Source organism: Salinisphaera japonica YTM-1 (genome assembly GCF_003788585.1).
In the GTDB taxonomy this organism is placed as follows: Bacteria; Pseudomonadota; Gammaproteobacteria; order Nevskiales; family Salinisphaeraceae; genus Salinisphaera; species Salinisphaera japonica.
Genome location: NZ_AYKG01000067.1, coordinates 57204 through 73966, shown reverse-complemented (window position 1 = coordinate 73966; position 16763 = coordinate 57204). Strand labels below are relative to the sequence as shown.

General features: G+C 64.3%; 20 protein-coding genes. 8 read left to right on the top strand and 12 right to left on the bottom strand.

The window, feature by feature from the left end; all coding sequences use genetic code 11:
* The first annotated feature begins 55 nt into the window (after nucleotides 1-55).
* A complete protein-coding gene (locus SAJA_RS14045; RefSeq protein WP_123659297.1) occupies nucleotides 56-1084 on the top strand; it encodes an LLM class flavin-dependent oxidoreductase in 1029 nt (342 codons plus the stop codon).
* Between the two features lie 56 nt (nucleotides 1085-1140).
* Nucleotides 1141-1614, top strand: a complete 474-nt coding sequence (locus SAJA_RS14040; RefSeq protein WP_123659296.1) for a MarR family winged helix-turn-helix transcriptional regulator — start codon at nucleotides 1141-1143, stop codon at nucleotides 1612-1614.
* A gap of 214 nt (nucleotides 1615-1828) precedes the next feature.
* On the opposite strand, the gene SAJA_RS14035 is transcribed toward SAJA_RS14040, so the two are convergent.
* From SAJA_RS14035 to surE, 6 genes are all read right to left on the bottom strand, one after another.
* Nucleotides 1829-3220 carry a DASH family cryptochrome gene (locus tag SAJA_RS14035; RefSeq protein WP_184999908.1) on the bottom strand — a complete coding sequence of 464 codons (1392 nt, stop codon included), beginning with the start codon at nucleotides 3218-3220 and terminating at the stop codon, nucleotides 1829-1831.
* Nucleotides 3217-3375 (bottom strand): DUF2256 domain-containing protein, encoded by a 159-nt coding sequence (locus SAJA_RS14030; RefSeq protein ID WP_123659294.1) that lies wholly within the window; start codon nucleotides 3373-3375, stop codon nucleotides 3217-3219. The genes SAJA_RS14035 and SAJA_RS14030 overlap by 4 nt, the downstream gene beginning before the upstream one ends.
* A 1-nt stretch (nucleotide 3376) precedes the next feature.
* The gene (locus SAJA_RS14025; RefSeq protein WP_123659293.1) at nucleotides 3377-3856 is read right to left on the bottom strand and encodes a GNAT family N-acetyltransferase; all 480 of its coding nucleotides are present in this window, start codon (nucleotides 3854-3856) and stop codon (nucleotides 3377-3379) included.
* 2 nt (nucleotides 3857-3858) lie between these two features.
* Nucleotides 3859-4929 (bottom strand): histone deacetylase family protein, encoded by a 1071-nt coding sequence (locus SAJA_RS14020; protein WP_245963341.1) that lies wholly within the window; start codon nucleotides 4927-4929, stop codon nucleotides 3859-3861.
* Nucleotides 4930-5050: 121 nt separating this feature from the next.
* The gene (locus tag SAJA_RS14015; protein ID WP_123659291.1) at nucleotides 5051-6022 is read right to left on the bottom strand and encodes a ketopantoate reductase family protein; all 972 of its coding nucleotides are present in this window, start codon (nucleotides 6020-6022) and stop codon (nucleotides 5051-5053) included.
* Nucleotides 6023-6024: 2 nt separating this feature from the next.
* Nucleotides 6025-6813, bottom strand: a complete 789-nt coding sequence (gene surE / locus SAJA_RS14010) for a 5'/3'-nucleotidase SurE (RefSeq protein WP_123659290.1) — start codon at nucleotides 6811-6813, stop codon at nucleotides 6025-6027.
* 95 nt (nucleotides 6814-6908) lie between these two features.
* Here surE and SAJA_RS14005 point away from each other — a divergent pair, with 95 nt between their 5' ends.
* Entirely contained in the window at nucleotides 6909-7688 is a 780-nt protein-coding gene (locus SAJA_RS14005) for an enoyl-CoA hydratase/isomerase family protein (protein WP_123659289.1), read from the top strand.
* A gap of 20 nt (nucleotides 7689-7708) precedes the next feature.
* On the opposite strand, the gene SAJA_RS14000 is transcribed toward SAJA_RS14005, so the two are convergent.
* Nucleotides 7709-8674 carry an NAD(P)H-dependent flavin oxidoreductase gene (locus SAJA_RS14000; RefSeq protein ID WP_123659288.1) on the bottom strand — a complete coding sequence of 322 codons (966 nt, stop codon included), beginning with the start codon at nucleotides 8672-8674 and terminating at the stop codon, nucleotides 7709-7711.
* A 122-nt stretch (nucleotides 8675-8796) separates the two neighbouring features.
* Nucleotides 8797-9159, bottom strand: a complete 363-nt coding sequence (locus tag SAJA_RS13995; protein ID WP_123659287.1) for a hypothetical protein — start codon at nucleotides 9157-9159, stop codon at nucleotides 8797-8799.
* 91 nt (nucleotides 9160-9250) lie between these two features.
* Here SAJA_RS13995 and SAJA_RS13990 point away from each other — a divergent pair, with 91 nt between their 5' ends.
* On the top strand, nucleotides 9251-9640 hold the full coding sequence (locus SAJA_RS13990) for a hypothetical protein (RefSeq protein WP_123659286.1): 390 nt from the start codon (nucleotides 9251-9253) through the stop codon (nucleotides 9638-9640).
* Between the two features lie 5 nt (nucleotides 9641-9645).
* Here the strand turns inward: SAJA_RS13990 and SAJA_RS15180 are convergent, their stop codons facing one another.
* A complete protein-coding gene (locus SAJA_RS15180; protein WP_184999907.1) occupies nucleotides 9646-9798 on the bottom strand; it encodes a hypothetical protein in 153 nt (50 codons plus the stop codon).
* Nucleotides 9799-9940: 142 nt separating this feature from the next.
* Here SAJA_RS15180 and SAJA_RS13985 point away from each other — a divergent pair, with 142 nt between their 5' ends.
* Entirely contained in the window at nucleotides 9941-10621 is a 681-nt protein-coding gene (locus SAJA_RS13985) for an HAD-IA family hydrolase (protein ID WP_123659285.1), read from the top strand.
* Here SAJA_RS13985 and SAJA_RS13980 read toward each other — a convergent pair.
* The gene (locus tag SAJA_RS13980) at nucleotides 10618-11310 is read right to left on the bottom strand and encodes a uracil-DNA glycosylase family protein (RefSeq protein WP_123659284.1); all 693 of its coding nucleotides are present in this window, start codon (nucleotides 11308-11310) and stop codon (nucleotides 10618-10620) included. The two genes, SAJA_RS13985 and SAJA_RS13980, sit on opposite strands and share 4 nt — an antisense overlap.
* Nucleotides 11311-11473: 163 nt before the next feature.
* On the opposite strand from SAJA_RS13980, the gene SAJA_RS13975 reads away from it, so the two are divergent.
* Nucleotides 11474-12832: a cytochrome P450 gene (locus tag SAJA_RS13975; protein WP_221180265.1), complete on the top strand. Its 1359-nt coding sequence runs from the start codon at nucleotides 11474-11476 to the stop codon at nucleotides 12830-12832.
* A gap of 13 nt (nucleotides 12833-12845) precedes the next feature.
* Here the strand turns inward: SAJA_RS13975 and SAJA_RS13970 are convergent, their stop codons facing one another.
* Both SAJA_RS13970 and SAJA_RS13965 read right to left on the bottom strand, forming a co-directional pair.
* Entirely contained in the window at nucleotides 12846-13076 is a 231-nt protein-coding gene (locus SAJA_RS13970; protein WP_123659283.1) for a hypothetical protein, read from the bottom strand.
* Entirely contained in the window at nucleotides 13073-13720 is a 648-nt protein-coding gene (locus SAJA_RS13965; RefSeq protein ID WP_184999906.1) for an SOUL family heme-binding protein, read from the bottom strand. Before SAJA_RS13965 ends, SAJA_RS13970 begins: the two co-directional genes overlap by 4 nt.
* Before the next feature lie 544 nt (nucleotides 13721-14264).
* Between SAJA_RS13965 and trhA the strand changes: the two genes are divergently transcribed.
* Nucleotides 14265-14963, top strand: coding sequence for a PAQR family membrane homeostasis protein TrhA (gene trhA / locus SAJA_RS13960; RefSeq protein ID WP_123659282.1), 699 nt, complete (start codon nucleotides 14265-14267; stop codon nucleotides 14961-14963).
* A gap of 3 nt (nucleotides 14964-14966) precedes the next feature.
* Nucleotides 14967-16763 carry a DNA helicase RecQ gene (recQ, locus tag SAJA_RS13955; RefSeq protein ID WP_123659281.1) on the top strand — a complete coding sequence of 599 codons (1797 nt, stop codon included), beginning with the start codon at nucleotides 14967-14969 and terminating at the stop codon, nucleotides 16761-16763.

Here is a 16763-nt window from a genome sequence, read left to right as displayed (position 1 = left end):
TCTCCCGATCGCAGCCCCATGATTGTCGGATGGTTTCGCACCCACGCGTATCGTCATGTCATTTGATATCTCAGTTCTTGATCTCGTTCCTGTTCCCAGCGGAACAGCGCCGTCGCAGGCATTGCGCGACACGCTCGACCTGGCACAGGCGGCACAGGCGGCCGGTTATACCCGCTACTGGATCAGCGAGCACCACAGCATGCCGGCGATTGCCAGCGCCTCGCCCGAGGTGTTGCTGTCGCGTATCGGCGCGCTGACCGATACGCTTCGTATCGGCTCGGGCGGCATCATGTTGCCCAACCATTCGCCCATGCGGGTCGCCGAGCATTTCAAAGCGCTGGAGGCCCTGTATCCGGGCCGGGTGGATCTGGGACTCGGGCGTGCACCGGGCTCGGATGCCCGCGCCAATCGCGCCATGCATGCCAGCTCGGGCGAGCACTTCGTCAGCATGCTGGATGAGATGCTGGCGTTATCGGGCGATACCTACCCGGCCGATCACCCGTATCACGGCGTGCGCATCATGCCCGATGATGTTGGCCTGCCGCCGATCTGGATACTGGGCTCATCAGGCGCGAGCGCGGGCTTTGCCGCCGAGCGCGGCTTTGGCTACAGCTTTGCCAGTCATTTCAGCCCGATGGACCCGAATGCCGCCCTGGCGGATTATCGAAACCGGTTCAACCCGTCGTCTGATTTTGCCAGGCCGCACACGATTCTCGGCGTATCAGTGATCTGTGCCGACACCCAGGCCGAGGCACAACGTCTGGCGCAGACGGTCGATTTGATGTGGCTGCGTTTGCGCAAGGGCGAGTTCGCTGCCCTGCCCTCGCCCGAGGAGGCAGCGGCTTACCCTTACAGTGATTTCGAGCGGGCCGCAGTGGATGAAAACCGCGGACGACATATCATCGGCACGCCTGAGCAGGTTGCCGACAAGCTGGCCGACCTGGCCGAGCGTACAGCGGCCTCCGAGTTGATGATCGTGTCCAATATTCACGACGCAAGCGCGCGCCTGCGCTCTTACACGCTCGTGGCCGAGGCATTGGCGGCACGACAGGATCGGATGCCACCCCGCAGCCATGCCGGCTGATATGACACACTAATGACATGCATGAATTTTTTTAATTTCCGGCCGGATGGACCTAAATGAAACAGACCGCCCGATCGGCCGATACGTCGGCAGCCCCCAAGCTCGATGGCCAGCTGTGTTTTGCGCTGTATACCGCCGCCCATCGCATGACACGAGCGTATCGGCCACTACTGGAAGCGCTGGGCCTCACTTATGTTCAGTATCTCGTGATGCTCGTGCTCTGGGAGCGGGCACCGCGCTCGGTCGGCGAGCTCGGCGAGGCCCTGTTTCTGGATAGCGGCACGCTCACCCCGCTGCTCAAGCGCATGGAAAAGAACGAGCTGGTTTCGCGCCGGCGCGACGTCGACGATGAGCGGCGCGTGCTCATCGAACTGACCGCCAAGGGCAATCAGCTGCGCGACAAGGCCCAGGGCGTCTCCGACGACGTGCTTTGTCGTATCGACATGACCCGCGATGAAGCCACGGCCCTGCGCCGCGACATCATGGATCTGGTCAAGCGCATCGACGAGCAGGACGCCGCCGCTTACTAGGGCCTGTTGCCGTTTCGTATGAGCGCCGCGTTGGAGACCGCAAATCGGGGCCTGTAAGGCGCGAGTCGAAGCATCGTGGCGTGCCACGATCAAGACTCGCAACGCCGCAGGGCGCCCATCTTCAATTTTTATGGGCGGCCCAACCCTTCGGGACAAGCGCTGTTTTGCGGCAAAACAGCGCTTGGCGCGGGCTCGCATGAAACGGCAACAGGCCCTAGGATCTGTCCCAGGCCTCGGGTAGACTCGCCAGCCGCGGATAGTCGATTGCGGCCAGGGTGTCCGCGTCGGCCAGCCAGGGGGTGTGGCGCCATTTCGCCGGCACTGCTTCAAGCTCGGGCAGCCAGTGCAGAATATAGTCGGCCTCACTGTCGTAGCGCTTGGCTTGCGACAGGACGTTAAAGCCGTTATCGCGCTTGTCGGTGCCCACGCCGGCCACCGTGGCCCAATTGCACCAGTTGCTGGCCACGTCGTAATCGATGAGTTGGGCCTCGAACCAGGCCGCCCCCCAACGCCAGTCCTGAGCCAGGTCTCGGGCGAAAAAGCTGGCGACATTCTGCCGGCCCCGGTTGGACATATAGCCGGTCGCAGCCAGCTCTTTCATGTTGGCATCAATAAACGGCATACCGGTACGCCCGGCCTGCCAGGCCGCGATGGTCGGGCCATCGGTGGTCTTCGGCCGGTCGTCGCGGCCGATGATGCCGCCGCGCGAGAACAGATCGGCCCCCACGCGTGCCAGCGTCCAGTGAAAGAACTCGCGCCAACGCAGCTCGAATACCAGCCAATAGGTCGATTTATTGGCTGTTTCATGCGCTTCGTACACGCCGACCTGCTCGGCGATACGCCGCGCCGAGAGGCACCCGGCCGCCAGCCAGGGAGAAAACTTTGACGAATAATCATCGCCCAGCATGCCGTTGCGGGTCTGCTTGTAATCGGCGATGGCATCGGTGTCGAACAGATAATAGGCAAGACGTGCCTGGCCGGCCCGCTCACCGCCGGCGAAGCGCGGTTCGGCGGGGAGCCAGGGGCCGATATCGGACTGCTCTATCGACAATTCCGATAGATCGACCGGCGCGGGCAACGTGTCAGGTATCGCCACCGGCCTGCGGTTATCGATCGTCTCCTCGATCTTCTTGCGGAACTTGGTGAAGGTGGCCGGCACGTCGGCCAGATCGTCGTAGGGCAGATCGGCCAGCCGATAAAGCGTATTGTCCTCGGTCGTGATCAGGGCACAGCCCTCGGGCAGCTGCGCGTTCACCCGCTCGAGCTGGGCGGCTTCGTCAGGGGCCCGCTCGACTTCGGCCCAGATCGCGCCTGCGCCAGTGAAAGCGGCGATCCGGGGCAGTATGTCCTCGGGCTCACCGCGCACGGTCAGCAGCGTCTGATGCCGCTCGGTCAACTGCTGCTCCAGATCGACCAGCGCCTCGGCGATGAAGCCGCGACGATGCGGGCCGACGCGTGGCGCCTCGCCGTAGTCGACGGTCTGCTCGAAGCGCGCATCGATACAGTAGACACAGACCAGCCGATCGACCTGGCCGGCCGCGGCGACAAGTGCTGGATTATCGTCCAGGCGCAGATCGTTCTTGAACCAAAGAATACCGGTGCTCATGAGGTCTCGCTTGTCTTGTGCGCGGATCGACAGGCCTTGCTGCAGTACTTGACCTGGTGCCAGTCGCGCGCCCATTTCTTGCGCCAGGTGAACGGCCGGCCACAATGCACGCAGGTTTTTTCCGGCAGATCGGCCTTCTTGCGCATCTTGGCCATATCAGCGCGGCGTGGCGGGCACGCGGCGCATGATGATCTCGCCGTGATGGACATCACCGGTCTCGATGAAACCCAGCCCGGCATAGAGTCGGCGTGCGCCGTCGTTGGTCGGCAACAGGCTGATCGTGAGTGCGGCCGCGGGGTCCGCGGCCTCCACCTCGGCAATGAGCGCAGACAGCCCGGCCCGGCCGTAGCCCCGGCCCTGCCAGCGATGATCGATCATGTAGCGCGGGATGTTGTAGGTGTCACACCACGCCAGATATTCATACATCACGAACCCCATCACGGTCTGGCCGGCCACGATCGCGCGCGGCCGGCAGGCCGGCTCGACATAGGCCTCGGCCAGCGAGTACAGATTGCTGGCCAGATTCTCGGCCTGGGCATCGGCCACGCGCAGGGCGATCACATGCTGCCAGTTGGCCTTGGTGACCGGTACGAGTGTGACCGGCGCACGGGTTGCAGCCATGTTCTGTTGGTCCATGCTCACTCGCTGTCGGCAAAGGCCGAGTTATGGAAATCGGCGATCTCGGCGACCTCGGCCATGCCCGGCTCGCGCGGCTCGACGGGCTCACCACCGGCCATCACGTCCAGCGTGGCGCGCGTGCATTTAGCCAGGGTGTCCGGGTTGTAACCGCCTTCAAGCGCCATGACCAGACGCCCTTTGCAATGTTTGTCGGCCAGACGCTGGAGGATGCCGGTCAGTGCGGAATAGCCGTCATAGGTCATGGCCATGCACAGCTCGGTGATATGGGCATCCATGCCGGCAGACACCAGAATCAGATCCGGTTTGAACCACTCCACCGCCGGCACGAGTATGCGCTCGAACGCCATGATCATGGCCCGGTCGCCGGCATCACCCGGCAAGGGCACATTGACGGTCGTGCCCTCGCCCAGGCCCTCGCCGACCTCATCGAGCTGGCCGGTCCCCGGATAGAACGGTGCCGCTCTGTGGGTATCGAAGAACATCACGCTGGGGTCCGCGGCGAAGATATCCTGCGTGCCGTTGCCGTGGTGGGCATCCCAGTCGACGATGAGCACACGCTCGGCGTCCCAATGGGCCTGGGCGTGGGCCGCGCCGACGGCGATATTGTTAAAAAGACAGAAGCCGCGGGCGCGCACGGCGTTGGCGTGATGCCCCGGCGGGCGACAGATCACGAACGCGCTGTCGCTCTTGTCTTCGAACACGGCATCCACCGCGGCGATCACGGAACCGGCGGCCACTTGTGCGGCTTCGATGCTGCCGGCGGATATGGCCGTGGTGTCGATATCCAGCCAGGCCTGTTGGCCTTCCAACTCGTGCAGGCTTTCAATATAAGACGTGGTATGAACCCGCTGGAGCTGCTCGAGGGTGGCTTTCTCCCCGGGCACGAGCCGCACGCCGGGGATCGGCTCGGCCAGCAGCAGATCGTGAACAGCCGTCACCCGCCCCGGATGCTCTGGATACGACCACTTGGCCTCCACCCCGAGCCCCAGCCCGTCGAGAATCCCGCGCACACGGCTGTTCATGCGCCCGGGTAGAAACGGCTCCTCGGCCTCGGGCCGATGTTGAAGCATGCGTTCGTCATAGATTACGAGGACATCTCGATCACCTGTCACAACCACCTCCGTTGTCACCCCGCCCGCTGGCAGTCAGCGCTGGGCGTATCTGCGTCAAAACCTGGCTATAGCGCACGCTTCATGAACGATCGCTGCCTGCCTCGGCCTGTTTCATGGCAATCAGCGTGTGCAGCATCGCAAGCCTGGGTACCGCGATCTCATAACGCTCGGCCAGCGCACAGACGTTGCCCAGAATGGCCTCGATCTCCAGGGCGCGGCCGCTGCGCTGATCCAGCGCCATGCTGTTGCGATAGGCGTTCATGGTCCGCGTGGCCGCGATGTTCTTGTCGATGGCATCGGCTGGCAGGGGATGGCCATCGGCAGCCGCCACGGCGGCCACCTCGGCCATCAGCGCTCGAATGAGCGTCTCGCCGCCCGGTGTATCCAGCATGGTGTCGGTATCGGTGCCATCGGCCAGCACCGATACCGGGTTGAACGGCGTGTTCCACAAACTCTTGCCCCAGCGATCGGCCACGATCGACTCGCTGCACTTGGCCCGAATACCGCCGGCATGGAGTAAATCGGCCAGCCGCGTGACGGCCGAATCGACACCGCCCGGCCAGTTACCCAGCGACACACGGCCATAGGCCTGATGATGCAGCCGGCCCGGCCCGGTTCTGGACACCGCCACGAAGGCCAGCCCGCTGACCAGGCGATGATCGGGCAGCGCCTGACGGATCGCCGGCTCGATATCGATACCGTTTTCGATGAGTGCAATGACCGAATGCGGCCCCAGCCAGGGCGCAATCAATGCCGCGCGGTCGATGCCCGGCAATACCTTCACGCAGCAGATCACGAAATCCGCGCCCGGCGTCGGCGTGTCCGAGGCCGCGTGTACGCCAGCCGGAGTGAACGACAGATCGCCCAGCTCGGCGACATCGCTGTCGATGATCAACCCGTGTTCACGCACGTGCTCGGCGTCCGAGCGCATCACCAATTCCACGCGGGCGCCCGCCCGATACAGAATCGCGCCGTAGAAACCGCCGATCGCCCCGGCGCCGACGATCACGACGCGCGGGGCGCGGTCGTTGGGCTGTTGTGTCGTGGCCATACTCAGCGCGCCTGTTTTGTCAGCGGCATCTCGCGCCCCGCCCCGACAGCAGCCAGGCGCGTTTCGTCCGAGCGCTCGCGGATCAGTGGTGTAACCGAGACAAAACCGTCGCGAATGGCCACGCTGTCGGCACAGGGATCGGTCACGGCAGCCGGATCGCGCACGAACGACAGCTTGTAGTCCGCGCCCTGCCCCGCGCGGGCCACCTCCGGCGAGCGGATCATCCCGCCGACCTGTCGCGTGAATCGCAGGCCCGCAACGGCCTCGGCCGCGCCGAAGGGAAAATTCACGTTCCAGCAACAACCGTGATCACCGCGCATGGGCCAGAGCGTGGCCACCACGGCTGCCATCCAGGCCTCGGTGACCGAGAAATCGATCTCGGTCGGCCCGTCGAACGCCTGGCTCAGCGCAATCGCCGGCAGCTCGAAGTGGGCCGCCGCCAGGGCGGCCCCCACGGTGCCGGAATACATGACCGAATCCGAAAGATTGCCCCCCCAGTTCACGCCCGAAAGCACCAGATCGAAACCGGCCCCGGCCAGCCAGGGCCCGCCAAGGGCCGCCATCACGCAATCGGCCGGCGTGCCACCGACCGCGTAGCGCTGTCGGCCGTGCTGGGTGATCGGCAAGGCCTCGTGCAACGACAGCGCCTGTGCGGTACCGCTGCGATTGCCGGACGGGGCGAACACCCAGACCTCATCGGCCAGTTGCCGGGCCAGCCGCTCGGCCACGGCCAGGCCCGGCGCGTCGATACCATCGTCGTTGGTGACGAGAATTCGTGAGAGTTTTTTCATCGGCCTGATTGTGACACGGGGCGCGACTCGCCGCCGCCCGCCCCGCCGTGCTATCAATACGCTGACGTATGGCACACCACGCAAGAGCGCCTCTCATGACGACTATCGCATTGGAAAGCGGGTATATCCGGGCCGAGCAGGCCGATCATGTCCTGAATATCACCATCGCGCGAGCCGACAAACGCAATGCCCTGACGGGCGTGATGTACGAGGACCTGTCGCGGGCCGTCGATCATGCCCAGGCCAGCGACGATGTGCGGGTCGTGTGTATCAAAAGCGAAGGCGATATGTTCTGTGCCGGCAATGATATCGCCGACTTCGCCGATCGTGATCCGGCCGCCAGCCAGGCCGGCGACGTCGGCCCGGCGCTGACGTTCGTGCAGAAGCTCTCGGCCTGCGACAAGGCCACGGTCATTGCGGTTCAGGGCCAGGCCACGGGCATCGGCACAACCATGCTCTTGCATACCGATCTGGTCATCGCCGCCGACGACGCGCGGTTCTTCACCGCCTTCATCGACCTGGCGCTGGTGCCCGAGGCCGGCTCCAGCCTGCTCATGCCCGCCCGTCTTGGCACACAGAACGCCAATCGGTTATTGCTGGCCGGCGATGTGGTCGAGGCGGATGAGGCGTTGCGCATGGGGCTGGTGGCTTATGTCGTGCCCCGCGACGAGCTGGCCACGACCACCGACAGCCTCACCGCTCGTCTGGCGGCCAAATCATCGGCGGCCGTGGCCGCCAGCAAGCAGCTGATTCGTCAGGGCATCGACGCGGCCCGTGTGAGCCAGCAGATTCAGGCCGAGGCCGCGGTCTTTGGCGAGCGCCTGGCCAGCGACGAAGTAAAGACGATCATGAACAAGTTCTTGAAACGTAAATAGAGCAGCGGCAGCCGGGCGGGCTATAGCTCGCCCAGGCGCGCCCGTACCTCGTCGTATTCCCGGGCCAGTCCGGCCACAATATCGGCCACCGGCTCACTGCGCTGGATATTGCCCACGCCCTGACCGGCGCCCCAGATATCCTTCCACGCCTTGGTCTTGGACGAGCCGCCCGAGCCGAACGACATCGCCGATTTGTCGGCCTCGGGCAGGTCATCGGGGTCCAGCCCCGCGTTTTCGATCGAGCCGCGCAGATAGTTGCCGTGCACGCCGGTGAACAGGTTGGAATAGACGATATCCGAAGCCGAGGAATCCGTGACCATCGTCTTGTAGTCGTCAGCCGCCCCGGCCTCGGCGCTGGCGATGAAGCGCGTGCCCATATAGACGAAATCAGCCCCGAGCGCGCGGGCCGCCAGAATATGTTCACCCTTGGTGATCGAGCCGGACAGGATCAACGGGCCGTCCCAGAACTGACGAATCTCCGAGACCAGCGCGAACGGGCTCAACGTCCCCGCGTGGCCACCGGCCCCGGCACAGACCACGATCAGCCCGTCCACCCCGGCCTCGATGGCTTTCTCGGCATGACGCACGCTGATCACGTCATGAAAGACCAGCCCGCCATAGCTGTGGGCGGCCGTGACCACATCGCCCGGCGGGCGCAGGCTGGTGATCATGATCGGCACCTGGTGATCCACGCAGACCTGTACATCATGCTCGAGCCGGTCATTGGAACCGTGCACGATCTGGTTGACGGCATAGGGCGCGATCATCCGCTCCGGCTCGGCCTCGCGGGTGGCGGCCAACGCCTCGTCGATCTGTGTCAGCCAGTCATCCAGCGCGGCCGCCGGGCGCGCGTTCAATGCCGGAAACGACCCCACGATGCCGGCACGGCACTGAGCGATCACCAGATCCGGGTTGGACAGGATGAACATCGGGGCGCCGATGACCGGCAACCGCATCTGGGACAACAAACGATCGGCAACGCGCATGGGCTTTCCTTGAAAACGATATCGACCGAGCAGGCAGCGCCGCCCGGCCTGGTGGATCACACCATTTCACCATACGCCGGCGTATCGCCGAGCGCACCCGGCATGTCAGTTGCCGGCTGCGTTCAGCGGCGTTGCTCGATCACGTAATCGGTCATGGCCTGGGTCACGCGGTTGCGCCATACCCGTGCCTGCTCGACGCCCAGCCGATCGCCCAGGCGCGCGTTATCGCGTTGCAGGCGTGATTGCACCAGGGCTGTCTGCGCGTCCTCGAATTGCGTATAGGCCGTGCTGCACGAGGCTTGTGCCGCCAACACGCTCTGCCGGGCCGGCAGAGGCGAGCCCAGCACATAGGGCTGCACGGCCTGGCTCACACAGCGCCAATAGTGGTCGTAGGCCGCTTCACGACGGTTTTCGAGCCCGCCGGCACAGCCGGCCAGACACGTCGTCGCAACAAGGATGAACAGGCAGAGGGCACGAATAGTCATCGCCCGAGTGTAGCGCCTGTGGCTTGTTCAGCCAGCAAGCACGCCGGAGCGGCTAGGGTCAGTCACCGATATTCTGCGCCAACCCGTTGCCATGGCCCGATTGTTTTCGATTGTTCTACTGGTTGCTGTTGTCCTTGCCGGCTGTAGCCAGCGGCCCGACGACGCCACGATCACCCGGGCGGTGCAGCAGCAGGTACGCGCCGGCCTGTCGGATATCGACGCGCTGGCCGATCGGCTGGGCGGGGACTCGGCCGTCAAGATGTTGCGCGCATTCGGCGCCCCTGATCCAGGCACACTTCACGTCCAGCATCTTGAAGTGCTGGACGCACAGCGCTTGGACAACGGCGATTACACGATGAAGATCCGTTATGATCTCGTCACGCCCGATAACAGCCGCGGCGTGACCCGCACCATACAACTGCGCGGCGTCGCCGACGGCTGGCGGGCCGTGGCCTACGACCCGGCCACAAACGGCTTGTAAGCCGTTCAGACTTTCGGCGTGTCGTCGTCTTCGTCTTTCTCGCTGTAGCCGTTGTCGTTCTTCTCTTTCTGGCTGCCACGCGTCGGACGATCGCCATCGTCGTCCTGGGAATGCTCGCGCTTGGTCTTGTCGTCGTCTGGGTCGAATGGCCGGGGCATGAGAACTCTTGTTTCGGGTATATAAGCTGAAATCTAGGGCGTGACGCGGGCAAAAACAACCACGCCCGGCCCGGCGGATTTCAGCAACCTGCCACAGTCTGTAGGCTTGCCGCTCTGCTCTTGTCTACAGGCGACGTGTTCGATGTCTCGTGTTTATTCTTCTGCCGGCCACGGTGTCTTTCTGTTCGATATGGACGGCACGGTGTTGACCTCGATCGCGGCCGCCGAGCGCGTCTGGCATCGCTGGGCATTGGCGCACGGGCTCGATCCGGCCGAGTTTCTGCCCACGATTCACGGCAAGCGCGGGATCGACACGGTGCGCGATTCCGGCGTGACCGGAATCGATATCGAGGCCGAAGCCGCGGCGATCATGGAGGCCGAGATTCACGATGTCGCCGGTATCGAACCGATCGCCGGCGCGCCGGCGTTTCTGGCCAGCCTGCCGGCTGATCGCTGGGCGATCGTGACATCGGCCCCGCGCCGCCTGGCCCAGGCCCGGATCGCCGCGGCCGGTCTGCCCATGCCGGCCACGCTGATCGCCGGTGATGATGTTGCCGAAGGCAAGCCCTCGCCCGAGCCGTTTCATAAAGGTGCGGCCGCACTCGGGGTGCCGGTCGAGTCCTGCTTGATCTTTGAAGACGCCGAGGCCGGTATCGTCGCCGCCGAGGCTAGCGGCGCGAGCCTGTTGGTCGTCACCGCCGGCCATCCGGCGCCGCTAGCCGCAGCCGCGGATTACGAACAGATCACGGACTACACCCATCTTTCGGCCGAACAGGACGCCCACGGCGCGCTGCACGTCCGCCGGCATGCCGTGCCCGGCTAAACCGTCAGATGACCCAGCCGCACGTCGAGTGCGGCCAGCCGAGCGGCCAGCAAGTCAGGAAAACGCTTGTACCAGGTCGCATTCAGCGGCGACGGGTGGGGTAACGGGTGCAGACGAAAAGCCACGTCGCGCCCGTCGTCGTCGGCCAGCCAGACCGTGAGGGCATCAGAGAATCGGGTCTCGCTTTGCCAGAACGCCTCGATGGCGTCGCGCTCGGCCTTGGGGCGGTCGATACCGAACCACAGAAACGCCTCGCGGCCCAGTGTGATCAGATCGCGCCCCTGCCAGGCATCGATGAGCAGGGCGCGCATCAACGGATGAAACCGCCGCTTGATCTTCATCGACCAGGCTTTGTTGCCGGCCGGCTTGTAGGGCACCGTGTTGACCCAGAAGAAATCGCCGCCGATGGATCGCGAGGTTTCGAAATCCGGCAACTCGCCCCCGTATAGCGTGCGATAGAGCGTCTTGCGTACCAACTGCCCGCCCGCGCCGATGAACGGCTCGCCGTAGCGCACTTCGTCGCGGCCCGGGTCACGGCCAAAGAAGCCGATACGCGCATCAGCCCGGCCCAGGCCGATCACGGGCTCGGCCGGATCGGCCGCGAAGCGCGCATAGACCGAGGTATCGATACCGTCGATATCGCCAGCCAGCGCCCGAAATGCCGCTCGTTGTGTGTCGTTCAATGCCACGACAATGCTTGGAAAATGAGAACAAGGGCCGCGAGATTACGCGCGGCGGCGTGATGGCTCAACGCCGGTGTTCGGCGTGGCCACTGTTACCTTTACATCAACCAATGATTGATTTGTGTCAGCGGGCGGCGTAGCGTCGAATCGAACGCTTGGAGGACACGCCGTGACACAACCCCAGACCGATACCCAACATATGCCCGGCCATTCGGCCATGCTGCCCAGCGGCCCCTGGGCGCCGTTTCTGTTGCGCATGCTGATCGGGGCCATGGATCGAAGCCGCTCGCTGTCGCTGGCCGATCGGCGTCGCCAGTACGGGCGTGATTTCACGCTCAAACTGCCTTTGTTTGGCAAGACACTGGTGATCAGTGATCCGGACAAGATCCGAACCCTGTTCAAGGCCGATCCGGCAGCGCTTGGCAACATGGAGCCCAATCTCGGCCGGGTGATGGGCCGTGGCTCGTTGTTCGCGCTTTCGGGCGATCCGCATCGCGCACAGCGCAAGCTGCTGACGCCGGCTTTTCATGGGAACCGTCTGGCCGAATATCGCGAACTAATGGCCAAGGAAGCCCGGGCCGGGATGGCCCACTGGCCCGAGGGCGAATCCGTGGCCAGTCTGCCGGCCATGAACGACATCACGCTGCGGATCATCCTGCGCACCGTATTCGGTGCCGAGGGCCGGGATCTGGATGCCCTGCGCGAGTTGCTACCGCGGTTGGTCAACCTGGGCTCGATCCTGGCGGCTACGCCGATCCCGCGGTTCGACCTGTTCGGCTATGCGCCCTGGGGCCGCTTCAATCGCATGCGCGCCGAGTACGATGCCATCGTCAACCGGCTGATCGAGAATGCCCGTGCCGACGGGGCCTACGAGCACCGCAGCGATATCCTGTCCATGCTGCTGGGCGCACGCTACGACGACGGCGCACCGATGAGCGATCGTGAGATCGCCGACGAGCTGGTCACCCTGCTCACCGCCGGCCACGAAACCACGGCCACCACGCTGGCCTGGGCGGTCGAGCGCCTGCGACGGCACCCTGAATTCATGGATCGCCTGGTGGCCAGCCTGGACGCCGGCGAGACCGATCTACTGGATGCCTTCATCAACGAGGTCCAGCGCACGCGCCCGGTCATCGCGTTCACATTTCGCAAGGTGCTGGCCGATTCCTACACCGTTGGGTCCTGGCGGGCGCCCAAGGGCATGCACATCATGATCGCGATCGATCTCGTGCAGACCGACGCCGAGCTGTTTCCCGAGCCGATGCGCTTCAACCCGGATCGTTTCGTTGGCGTGCGGCCCGACCCGTATCAGCTGATTCCGTTTGGCGGCGGCGTGCGTCGCTGTATCGGGGCTGCGTTCGCACACATGGAGCTACAGGTGGTCTTGAAAACGCTTCTGGCCGAGCATCGGCTGGAACCCACAACGGAGAAAGGTGAAGGCTCGTATTCCCGCGGCGTGGCCTTCGCCCCGGCCCGAGGCGGGCAGATTGTTCGCTACCCGCGCCGGGCCCCGGCTGCGCCGGCCTGATGCGCCTCGCCGGTCAATCGGTCTTGTCGTCGTTGCGGCTGCGGTTACGGCTGCGCCCGGCACGGGGCGCTGACTGACCGCGGTTGGCAGCCGGCGCTTTGTCGGCATCATCACCCTGCTCGCGCCGATCTCGGCTGTCCCGGTAGGCCTGCCAGGCCGAGCGGCCGGCTTCCTTGAGCCGGTCACGATTGTGCGGGTCCGACAGCCAACGCCGGGCCTGGTCGATCACGAGATGCTTGATCATGCCCCGCCCTCTTTCTGTTCAACCGGCACGGCCACTTCGTTACGCCGCAAAAACGACAATGTCCACGGTGGATCGTAGAACCAGGCGATCGGCTGGCCGGCCGTCTCCCAACGGCTGTCGGCCAGCGCCTGTGTCAGCTGGGCGATATGCGTATTGACCGCGTCATCGCTCCGGCTGCCCGAAAAACGCGATACGGCATAGGTTTCGCCCGGCACTTCATGCAGCGTGACCGCATCGCTGGTGGGCTTGGGGGCCGTGGCCATCTTCAGCCGGCTGGGCAGAAAGAACCGGATTCGCCAGCCGCGGTCGGTGGCCGTCTGAGCCACGGGAGCGGTCATCTCGATCTTTTCCGAAGACTGCGCCACGGGCGCGGTCATGGCGATCTCTTCGCTGGCCTGATTGTCACCGAAGATATAACCGGCCAAGCGCTTGAACCCCTGGTCACGGGATTTCTCGACCGTGGCCGCCTGAACCACCGTATCGGCGGCCAGTCGCGGGGCGTATTCACGGATCTCGATATCGCTGACCTGATCAACGACCGTGTAATCCGGCGTCTCCGTGCCGCCGCGATAACCGAACACCGAACAGCCGGCCAGCAATACGCTGGACGCCACGCCGAGCCAGGTTTTGGTTGTTTTCGTCATGACTGCGCCCTGTTTAGTCTTGGTGAAAGGTTAGCAAACCGCTGCCAACCCCAGCTGAAAACAAGCCGGCCTAGGGCCTGTTGCCGTTTCATGCGAGCCCGCGCCAAGCGCTGTTTTGCGGCAAGACGAGACGTAGCCCACGCCGCGCAGTCATTCTGCGCTAGTGGGCTAGAACGCTGTATTGCCGTAAAACAGCGCTTGTCCCGAAGGGTTGGGCCGCAAATCGCGCCCTGCGGCGGTGCGAGTCTTGATCGTGGCGCGCCACGATGCGGCGACTCGCGCCTTGCAGGACACGATTTGCGGTCTCCAACGCGGCGCTCGTATGAAACGGCAACAGGCCCTAACGGTTTCTGCCTGCTAAATCGCAAGTGAATACCATCGAGAATCGTGTCGCCTCGATGACGAAGACCGCCGCGTATCCAATCCGCCATCCGCGTAATCGGCGTCATCTGCGGATTGTCTTTTAACCAACGAAGCGATAAACCAGACAGGCACGTCCACGGTCTTGCGCGACAGGGCGGATCGGCGTGGCAGAATACGCGGCATGCAAACGAGCGAGACCGTGCCGCCGGTCAACAGCAGCGGCTATACCCTGGGCGAGGAGATCGCCAACGCGCTGACTTCTGCGATCGGCACGGCACTGGCGATCGCCGGCCTGGTGGTGATGACGGTGTTTGCCGCGCTCGAGGGCAATGTCTGGCATATCGTCGGTGTATCGGTCTTTGGTACCAGCCTCATTTTTTCGCATCTGTCGTCCACGCTTTATCACGCGATCGCGCCGCCGCGGGCGAAACAGGTGCTGCGCATCATCGATCATCTGGCGATCTATTTTCTGATCGCCGGTACCTATACCCCGTTCACGCTGGTCAATCTGCGGGGGCCGTGGGGCTGGAGCCTGCTCGCTCTGATCTGGGCGTTGGCCCTGTTCGGCGTGCTCATCAAGAGCACGCGGCTCAATGATGTGCCTTATCTGTCCACGGCCTTCTATGTGGCGATGGGGTGGACCGCGGTGCTGGTCATCAAACCCATGCTGGCCAGCGTAGCCCCTGGCGGCGTGGCGCTGATCGTGGCGGGCGGGCTGTGCTATACCGGCGGCGTGGCGTTCTATGCCTGGAACCGCCTGCCGTACAACCACGCCATCTGGCATCTGTTCGTGATCGCCGGGGGCGGCCTGCATGTCTTTGCCGTGTTGTTTTATGTGATACCGCTGGCCGGAGCGGCCGGCGCGCTTGCCGGCGGATAAGCCATGAGTCAGGCGCTATCGGTACTGCAATCGGTCTTTGGCTACCCGTCGTTTCGGGGTCAGCAGGCCGAGATCGTCGATCACGTCATCGACGGCGGCGATGCGCTGGTTCTCATGCCGACTGGGGGCGGCAAATCCCTGTGCTATCAGATTCCGGCACTGGTGCGCGATGGTGTCGCGATCGTGGTTTCGCCCTTGATCGCACTCATGTCGGATCAGGTGGCAGCGCTTCGCGAGCTTGGGGTAAGTGCTGCTTATCTGAACTCCACGCTGGCGCTCGACGAGCAGCAGCGTATCGAGGCCGAGCTGGTCAACGGCACGATCGATCTGGTTTATGTCGCCCCCGAGCGCCTGCTCCAGCCGCGGATGCTCGCACGCCTTGCCAATAGCCCGGTGTCGTTGTTCGCCATCGACGAGGCACACTGTGTCTCGCAGTGGGGCCACGATTTCCGACCCGAATACCGCGGGCTGGCGCGCCTGGCCGAAACCTTTCCCGACGTGCCGCGTATCGCACTGACCGCGACCGCGGATCTACGCACCCGGGAAGAGATCATCGAGCAGCTCGGCCTGGCCCAGGCCGCGCACTATGTGCACAGCTTCGACCGGCCGAACATCCAGTACCGGGTGGCCGAGCGGGGCAGTGCCAAGCAACAGCTCCAGGATTTCATCGATCGCGAGCATGCCCGCGATGCCGGCATCGTGTATTGCCTGTCGCGCAAGAAGGTCGAGGAAACAGCCGACTGGCTGTCCAACACCGGGCGCGAGGCTCTGCCGTATCACGCGGGACTGTCGCCGGCGCTACGCGCCCACAATCAGGCACGGTTTCTGCGCGAGGAAGGCGTGATCATGGTCGCCACGGTGGCCTTTGGCATGGGCATCGACAAGCCGGACGTACGCTTCGTGGCACATCTGGATCTGCCCTCGAGCATGGAGGCCTACTACCAGGAGACCGGCCGTGCCGGGCGTGACGGCGAGCCCGCCACGGCCTGGATGCTCTATGGCCTGGGGGACGCCGTACAGCGGCGGCGCATGATCGAGCAGGGCAATGCCCCGGCCGAGCGCAAGCGGGTCGAGCATGCCAAGCTCGATGCCATCCTGGCGTTCTGCGAACTGGCCACCTGTCGCCGTATTCATCTGCTGGCTTATTTCGGCGAACAGCGCGAGGCCGCCTGTGGCAACTGTGATACCTGCCTGAACCCGCCCGAAACCTATAACGCCACACGCTATGCCCGCATCGCTCTGTCGGCGATCTATCGCACGGGCCAGCGCTTTGGCACCGGTTATATCGTGGATCATCTGCGCGGCGTACATAGCGAGCGGGCCGAATCACTCGGCCATAATGCGTTATCGACCGCCGGCCTGGGCGAGGAGATGGCGGCCAAGAGCTGGCGCTCGATCCTGCGCCAGCTCGTGGCGCTGGGCTATGTGCGCGTCGAGCATGCCTATGGCGGGCTACAGCTGGACGGCTCATGTCGCGAATTGCTGCGCGGCGAAGAGACCCTGGAACTACGCATCGATCGCAAGGCCAAGAAAAGCCGCACGCCGCGTGTGAAAAAAGAGCTGCCACCAATCGAGATCGAGGACGAGCCGCTCTGGGAAGCACTGCGGGCGGTTCGCACCGAGCTCGCCCGCGAGGCCGATGTCCCGCCGTACGTGATTTTCCACGACGCCACGCTGCGCCACATGCTGGCGGCGCGGCCAACGGATATGGCCGCCTTCGCCGAGGTCCCGGGCGTGGGCGAGAAAAAACGCGAAGCCTATGGCAAGGCTTTTCTCGACGCGATCGCCGAGCACGCCTGA

Bases quoted from the DNA above. Each gene is read 5' to 3' on its own strand.
- SAJA_RS14000 (WP_123659288.1), bottom strand. From the start codon at position 8,674: ATGCGCGTTGCCGATCGTTTGTTGTCCCAGATGCGGTTGCCGGTCATC.
- SAJA_RS14030 (WP_123659294.1), bottom strand. From the start codon at position 3,375: ATGGCCAAGATGCGCAAGAAGGCCGATCTGCCGGAAAAAACCTGCGTG.
- SAJA_RS14015 (WP_123659291.1), bottom strand. From the start codon at position 6,022: ATGGCCACGACACAACAGCCCAACGACCGCGCCCCGCGCGTCGTGATC.
- surE (WP_123659290.1), bottom strand. From the start codon at position 6,813: ATGAAAAAACTCTCACGAATTCTCGTCACCAACGACGATGGTATCGAC.
- SAJA_RS13970 (WP_123659283.1), bottom strand. From the start codon at position 13,076: ATGATCAAGCATCTCGTGATCGACCAGGCCCGGCGTTGGCTGTCGGAC.
- SAJA_RS14025 (WP_123659293.1), bottom strand. From the start codon at position 3,856: ATGGACCAACAGAACATGGCTGCAACCCGTGCGCCGGTCACACTCGTA.
- SAJA_RS13990 (WP_123659286.1), top strand. From the start codon at position 9,251: ATGGCCCGATTGTTTTCGATTGTTCTACTGGTTGCTGTTGTCCTTGCC.
- SAJA_RS15180 (WP_184999907.1), bottom strand. From the start codon at position 9,798: ATGCCCCGGCCATTCGACCCAGACGACGACAAGACCAAGCGCGAGCAT.
- SAJA_RS14045 (WP_123659297.1), top strand. From the start codon at position 56: ATGTCATTTGATATCTCAGTTCTTGATCTCGTTCCTGTTCCCAGCGGA.
- SAJA_RS14035 (WP_184999908.1), bottom strand. From the start codon at position 3,220: ATGAGCACCGGTATTCTTTGGTTCAAGAACGATCTGCGCCTGGACGAT.
- recQ (WP_123659281.1), top strand. From the start codon at position 14,967: ATGAGTCAGGCGCTATCGGTACTGCAATCGGTCTTTGGCTACCCGTCG.
- SAJA_RS14020 (WP_245963341.1), bottom strand. From the start codon at position 4,929: ATGCTTCAACATCGGCCCGAGGCCGAGGAGCCGTTTCTACCCGGGCGC.
- SAJA_RS13965 (WP_184999906.1), bottom strand. From the start codon at position 13,720: ATGACGAAAACAACCAAAACCTGGCTCGGCGTGGCGTCCAGCGTATTG.
- SAJA_RS14040 (WP_123659296.1), top strand. From the start codon at position 1,141: ATGAAACAGACCGCCCGATCGGCCGATACGTCGGCAGCCCCCAAGCTC.
- SAJA_RS13995 (WP_123659287.1), bottom strand. From the start codon at position 9,159: ATGACTATTCGTGCCCTCTGCCTGTTCATCCTTGTTGCGACGACGTGT.
- SAJA_RS14005 (WP_123659289.1), top strand. From the start codon at position 6,909: ATGACGACTATCGCATTGGAAAGCGGGTATATCCGGGCCGAGCAGGCC.
- trhA (WP_123659282.1), top strand. From the start codon at position 14,265: ATGCAAACGAGCGAGACCGTGCCGCCGGTCAACAGCAGCGGCTATACC.
- SAJA_RS13985 (WP_123659285.1), top strand. From the start codon at position 9,941: ATGTCTCGTGTTTATTCTTCTGCCGGCCACGGTGTCTTTCTGTTCGAT.